Source organism: Blautia massiliensis (ex Durand et al. 2017) (assembly GCF_051861785.1).
GTDB lineage: Bacteria > Bacillota > Clostridia > Lachnospirales > Lachnospiraceae > Blautia_A > Blautia_A luti_A.
In genome coordinates, this window is the sequence record NZ_CP146725.1 from 1,296,501 (window position 1) to 1,302,500 (window position 6,000).

A 6,000-nucleotide genomic window follows, 5' to 3' on the forward strand; every position below is an offset into this window, starting at 1 on the left:
TCTGATCTTACTGGTATTTTACCTTAAATCGCTGAAAAAAGAAAGTATTTTGTACCCCGTGTCAATCTGTCATCGGGGAATCTCCACGGTCTGTAACGATTTCATAGCCTACAGACTCCACACGTCTGGTAAGGCACCCTCTGCACTCTGCTGCTTCCTCGCCTGTACAGATCTTGTTATCATAAAGTTCATACTGTTTACGGTTCTTCACCGGAGAAAGATTGGGCATTACTACATTTGCACCCGCCTGAAAACCCTTTTCCCTGCCTCTGGGGTCCAGGGTCCCCAGTGCTGTGGTTGCCGGAAGAAGTACCTGTGGAAGCAGGATCCGGATGACAGACAGCAGAAACAGTGTCAGATCCACACTTCCTGCCGGTTCCTCTGCAAATTTCGTATCATGGTGCGGGACAAATGGTCCGATCCCCACCATATGCGGATTCAGGTCTTTAAGAAAAACAAGGTCTTCCGCCAGATACTCCAGCGTCTGTCCCGGCGCACCTACCATAAATCCGGCACCTATCTGATATCCCAGTTCTTTCAGGGTATAAAGACACTGTTTACGGTTTGCAAGACTTAAACTCTCCGGATGAAGATAACGATAATGTTCCTCACTGGCCGTCTCGTGACGGAGTAAATAGCGGTCTGCTCCGGCATCTTTAAATCTCTGATAGCTTTCTTTTGATTTCTCCCCAATGGACAGCGTGATCGCACAGTCCGGATATCCCTGTTTGATGGACCGGATGATGTCAACCATCCGGTCATCATTAAACCATGGGTCTTCCCCTCCCTGTAGCACAAATGTCCGAAATCCCAGCTCATAGCCATTCTCGCAGCACTGCAGGATTTCTTCCTTCGTAAGGCGGTAACGGCTGGCATTCCTGTTAGAACGGCGGATCCCGCAGTAATAGCAGTCATTTCTGCAGTAATTGGTAAATTCTATCAGACCTCTTGTATATATTTTATTTCCAAAATATTTTTTCTGTATACGGACAGCCTCTTCCCGAAGCAGACGAACCGCATCCGGATCCTGGTATAAGTGCAGAAGTTCCGGATATTCTTCCTTTGTCAGCTGTCCTTCTTTTATAAATTTTTCAACGATCCCCATACTTTATCTGTCCTTCTCTTTTATTTACAAAACTATCTGTAAAAAATATTTTATCACAAAAAAACAGATATTGCACAATATAAGTATACATGCAATATCTGTTCTTACAGAATGGTTACTGTTCATTCCGTTCTCAGTAACACAGAATGATCCAATTTTTATTTAATAAGATCCTTTACAACCTCACCGGCAATGATCAGTCCCACTACGGAAGGCACAAAGGCATTACTTCCCGGTACCTGACGTCTCTGAGTACATTTTCTTTCTGTTCCCGGAGGACAGATGCAATGAGACTTACAGCTGATCGCCATATCATCAATTGGAGTCATTGGCTTCTCCTGTGAGTAAACCACCTTCAGTTTTTTGATTCCTCTTTTTTTCAGTTCACGGCGCATGACCTTTGCAAGGGGACAGACGGACGTTTTATAAATATCTGTCACTATAAAACCTGTCGGATCCATCTTATTTCCGGCCCCCATAGAGCTGATGATCGGTGTTCCTGAAGCCTTTGCCTGCTCTACGAGCATCAGCTTTCCGGTGACAGTGTCGATCGCATCGACTACATAATCATACTGGGAAAAATCAAAGGAATCTGCTGTCTCCGGCACATAAAATGTTTTGTGGATATTTACAACTGCATCCGGATTAATTTCAAGAATACGTTCTCTGGCCACGTCAACTTTATATTTTCCTACGGTCTTTCTTGTTGCGTAAATCTGGCGATTGATATTGGTGAGGCATACTTTATCATCATCAATGAGATCCAGGGTACCTACGCCACTTCTGACCAGTGCTTCCACCGTATATCCGCCAACACCGCCAATTCCGAATACTGCGACTCTGGAATTTTTCAGCTTTTCCATTCCTTCTTTTCCGATTAATAATTCTGTTCTTGAAAACTGATTCAGCATTTTCTGACCTCTCCTTATATTCTTTCCATATATATTTATACTGACAACGGATATATTTTTTATATCTGTCCGATTTGTTTTACAACTGTCAGGATTCTATCATGGGAAAATAGCCTTGTCAATATCCCTACCAATAAGCTAGGAATATTTTCCCGTTTTCATCAATAAATTTTATGATACAAAAAAAGATCCCTAAAAAGGAATCTTACTGATACTGCGGGTAGCCGGACTTGAACCGGCACGGAGTTGCCCCCGAGAGATTTTAAGTCTCTTGTGTCTGCCTATTCCACCATACCCGCATATTCAATTAATTTGTTCAAAAATGGGGCCTATAGGGCTCGAACCTATGACCCTCTGCTTGTAAGGCAGATGCTCTCCCAGCTGAGCTAAGACCCCAAATATGAACGACCCAGAAGAGACTCGAACTCTCGACCTCCGCCGTGACAGGGCGGCGCTCTAACCAACTGAGCCACTGGGCCATACAGAATATAAAACTTTTAAAATGGACCTTCGGGGACTCGAACCCAGGACCGACCGGTTATGAGCCGGTTGCTCTAACCAACTGAGCTAAAGGTCCAAAAAGCCGATGATCGGACTCGAACCGATAACCTGCTGATTACAAATCAGCTGCTCTGCCAATTGAGCCACATCGGCGTATTAAACACCAAATGTTGAATCGAGTCAATGAATATCCAGTTTAGTTTTAAGTGACTCCAAGGGGATTTGAACCCCTGTTACCGCCGTGAAAGGGCGGTGTCTTAACCGCTTGACCATGGAGCCATATTTCTTTTTTATGTTTCGCTGTTTTGTATTTCCCTCAGCGACGAGTTAAATAATACCATACCTTTTTTATAATTGCAAGCTTTTTTTTGAAAAATTTCAACTTTTTTTACAAAGCCGGAAAACAGGCAGAAAAGCCTTATAAAATGGGCTTTCCAAGGGTTTGTATTTTCTTTCTCAAGCCCTACCCGGAAAAATTTTTTCTGTTTTTTTCAAACATTGACATTATTTTTTCTCTGTATATAATTGAAAGTATGGTGACTTAAAAAATCATATGAAAGGATGACAATAATGAAGGTTTTATTACTCAACGGCAGTCCTCGCAAAGAAGGCTGCACTTATACAGCTCTTACAGAGATCGCAGAAACCTTAAAGAAGAACGGTGTGGAGGCAGAAATCTTCCAGGCCGGGGATCCTTCTCAGGAAAACGTTGCTGCCGCAGCTGCCATTATGAAAGAGGCTGACGCCCTTATTGTTGGTTCACCGGTTTACTGGGCTTCTCCTTCCGGACAGATCATCGAATTCATGGATAAATTCGCTTCCAAGGCCGGAAAGGATATGATCCACAAGCCTGCCGCAGCTGTTGCTTCCGCAAGACGTGCCGGTACTACTGCTACTCTGGATGTTCTGATTAAATACTTTACCTATCATCAGATGCCTGTCGTGTCCGGAAACTACTGGACAATGGTTCACGGCAATACCCCGGATGACGTCAGAAAAGACGCTGAAGGCCTCCAGATCATGCGTACGTTAGGCAATAACATGGCATGGCTGTTAAAATGTATTGAAGCCGGTAAAAAGGCCGGTATCGACGCTCCGGAGACAGAGCAGAAGATCATGACTAATTTCATTCGATAAGCCGGAATTTCTCTGTCATATCTTTGTCAATTTATTGATTATCTCTAACAGTCAATATTTCTATTTGTAGTTACAAAAATAAACGTGCAGATATAAATGTATCTTATTTATATCTGCACATTTTTACATCCTTATCCTGTCACAGATCAAGCATAAAAAAATCCCATAAACTTTACATTTACAGGAAACAAAAAAAACTCCCCCTGTTGGACTCGAACCAACGACACTGCGGTTAACAGCCGCATGCTCTACCGACTGAGCTAAGGAGGATTACTTAAATATTTAATTAAGGTTTGTACCTTAAAAACTACATACATGCCTGTTGATCGTTAATCAAACTCTTTGAATCAATTTTAACCTGCGTACCGATACTCCAGCGGTAGTCACTTCGCAACTATGTTGCTCAGTGTCATTTGCTTCGCAAATGTTCAGGAATCATCATGAATGCCTCTCCACAAGCAAGCTTGTTCCGATCCATTCCTGCTGTTTCCTGCCCGCTTCCTCGGCTTTTTGGTCAAGCCCTCACCCGATTAGTAACAGTCAGCTCCATGTGTTACCACACTTCCACCCCTGCCCTATCTACCTCGTCGTCTTCAAGGGGGTTTACTTCATAAGAATGGGATATCTCATCTTGAGGGGGGCTTCACGCTTAGATGCCTTCAGCGTTTATCCCTTCCGGACTTGGCTACCCGGCCATGGCTTTGGCAAGCCAACCGGTCCACCAGCGGTCCGTCCATCCCGGTCCTCTCGTACTAAGGACAGCTCCTCTCAGATATCCTGCGCCCACGCCGGATAGGGACCGAACTGTCTCACGACGTTCTGAACCCAGCTCGCGTACCGCTTTAATGGGCGAACAGCCCAACCCTTGGGACCTACTACAGCCCCAGGATGCGATGAGCCGACATCGAGGTGCCAAACCACTCCGTCGATGTGAACTCTTGGGAGTGATAAGCCTGTTATCCCCAGGGTAGCTTTTATCCGTTGAGCGATGGCATTCCCACTTAATACCACCGGATCACTAAGCCCTACTTTCGTACCTGCTCCACCCGTCGGTGTCGCAGTCAAGCTCCCTTCTGCCTTTGCACTCTTCGAATGGTTTCCGTCCATTCTGAGGGAACCTTTGGGCGCCTCCGATACCCTTTCGGAGGCGACCGCCCCAGTCAAACTCCCCGCCTGGCATTGTCCCACCGCCGGGTCACGGCGGCTGGTTAGAAGCCCAATATCACAAGGGTGGTATCCCAACAGCGGCTCCGCGGCAACTGACGCTACCGTTTCTCAGCCTCCCACCTATCCTGTACATGCAACACCGGACCCCAGTGCCAAACTGGAGTAAAGCTCCATGGGGTCTTTCCGTCCTGGCGCGGGTAGCCAGCATCTTCACTGGCACTTCAATTTCACCGGATGTATTGCCGAGACAGCGCTCAAATCATTACGCCTTTCGTGCGGGTCGGAACTTACCCGACAAGGAATTTCGCTACCTTAGGACCGTTATAGTTACGGCCGCCGTTTACTGGGGCTTAAATTCAAAGCTTCGCGTTACCGCTAACCTCTCCTCTTAACCTTCCAGCACCGGGCAGGCGTCAGCCCATATACCTCACCTTTCGGTTTCGCATAGACCTGTGTTTTTGCTAAACAGTTGCTTGAGCCTATTCTCTGCGGCCTGCTCGCGCAGGCACCCCTTCTCCCTAAGTTACGGGGCCATTTTGCCGAGTTCCTTGGCAATACTTCTTCCGCCGGCCTTAGGATTCTCTCCTCATCCACCTGTGTCGGTTTACGGTACGGGTACAATATGAACGATAGCGGCTTTTCTTGACGCATGGCTCACGGGCTTCGTTACTAAAATTCACTCCACATCACGTCTTCCCATTGCATGGCGGATTTTCCTACCATACTGGTACCTCGCTTGTACCGGGCTTTCCATTCCCGGCTCCCGCTCTCCTTACGTGTCCCCACAGTTCTGTCATACTGCAGTACAGGAATATCAACCTGTTGTCCATCGGCTACGGCTCCCGCCCTCACCTTAGGTCCCGACTCACCCAGGGCAGATCAGCTTTACCCTGGAAACCTTGGATATTCGGCCTAGAGGATTCCCACCTCTATCTCGCTACTCATTCCGGCATTCTCTCTTCCATGCAGTCCACAGCTCCTTCCGGTACTGCTTCTTCCCGCATGCAATGCTCCTCTACCAATCTTTTCAGATTCCTTAGTTTCGGTGGCGCGTTTCAGCCCCGGACATTTTCGGCGCAGGACCTCTCGACCAGTGAGCTATTACGCACTCTTTGAATGTATGGCTGCTTCTGAGCCAACATCCTGGTTGTCTTCGAAATCCCACATCCTTTTCCACTT

Annotated in this window: 3 protein-coding genes, 7 tRNA genes and 1 rRNA gene (1 of these 11 cut by a window edge); 1 reads left to right on the plus strand and 10 read right to left on the minus strand. The window is 46.6% G+C overall.

Going from position 1 to position 6,000, the window contains the following annotated elements; all coding sequences use genetic code 11:
- Positions 1–61: 61 nt before the first annotated feature.
- The 8 genes from hydE to V9W66_RS06230 all read right to left on the minus strand — a co-directional run bounded on the left by hydE (position 62) and on the right by V9W66_RS06230 (position 2,796).
- Positions 62–1,105, minus strand: coding sequence for a [FeFe] hydrogenase H-cluster radical SAM maturase HydE (gene hydE / locus V9W66_RS06195; protein ID WP_092071903.1), 1,044 nt, complete (start codon positions 1,103–1,105; stop codon positions 62–64).
- Between the two features lie 158 nt (positions 1,106–1,263).
- Entirely contained in the window at positions 1,264–2,016 is a 753-nt protein-coding gene (locus tag V9W66_RS06200; protein ID WP_059086183.1) for a tRNA threonylcarbamoyladenosine dehydratase, read from the minus strand.
- A 215-nt stretch (positions 2,017–2,231) separates the two neighbouring features.
- Positions 2,232–2,315 (minus strand) — tRNA-Leu (locus V9W66_RS06205).
- Between the two features lie 24 nt (positions 2,316–2,339).
- Positions 2,340–2,412: transfer RNA gene (locus V9W66_RS06210), tRNA-Val, on the minus strand.
- A 9-nt stretch (positions 2,413–2,421) separates the two neighbouring features.
- Positions 2,422–2,495, minus strand: a tRNA-Asp gene (locus V9W66_RS06215).
- A 24-nt stretch (positions 2,496–2,519) separates the two neighbouring features.
- Positions 2,520–2,593: transfer RNA gene (locus V9W66_RS06220), tRNA-Ile, on the minus strand.
- Between the two features lie 4 nt (positions 2,594–2,597).
- Positions 2,598–2,670 (minus strand) — tRNA-Thr (locus V9W66_RS06225).
- A gap of 54 nt (positions 2,671–2,724) precedes the next feature.
- Positions 2,725–2,796 (minus strand) — tRNA-Glu (locus tag V9W66_RS06230).
- A 291-nt stretch (positions 2,797–3,087) separates the two neighbouring features.
- On the opposite strand from V9W66_RS06230, the gene V9W66_RS06235 reads away from it, so the two are divergent.
- On the plus strand, positions 3,088–3,654 hold the full coding sequence (locus V9W66_RS06235; protein WP_059086184.1) for a flavodoxin family protein: 567 nt from the start codon (positions 3,088–3,090) through the stop codon (positions 3,652–3,654).
- A gap of 197 nt (positions 3,655–3,851) precedes the next feature.
- On the opposite strand, the gene V9W66_RS06240 is transcribed toward V9W66_RS06235, so the two are convergent.
- Positions 3,852–3,924, minus strand: a tRNA-Asn gene (locus V9W66_RS06240).
- Between the two features lie 240 nt (positions 3,925–4,164).
- Positions 4,165–6,000, minus strand: a 23S ribosomal RNA gene (locus tag V9W66_RS06245) (it continues 1,051 nt past the right edge of the window).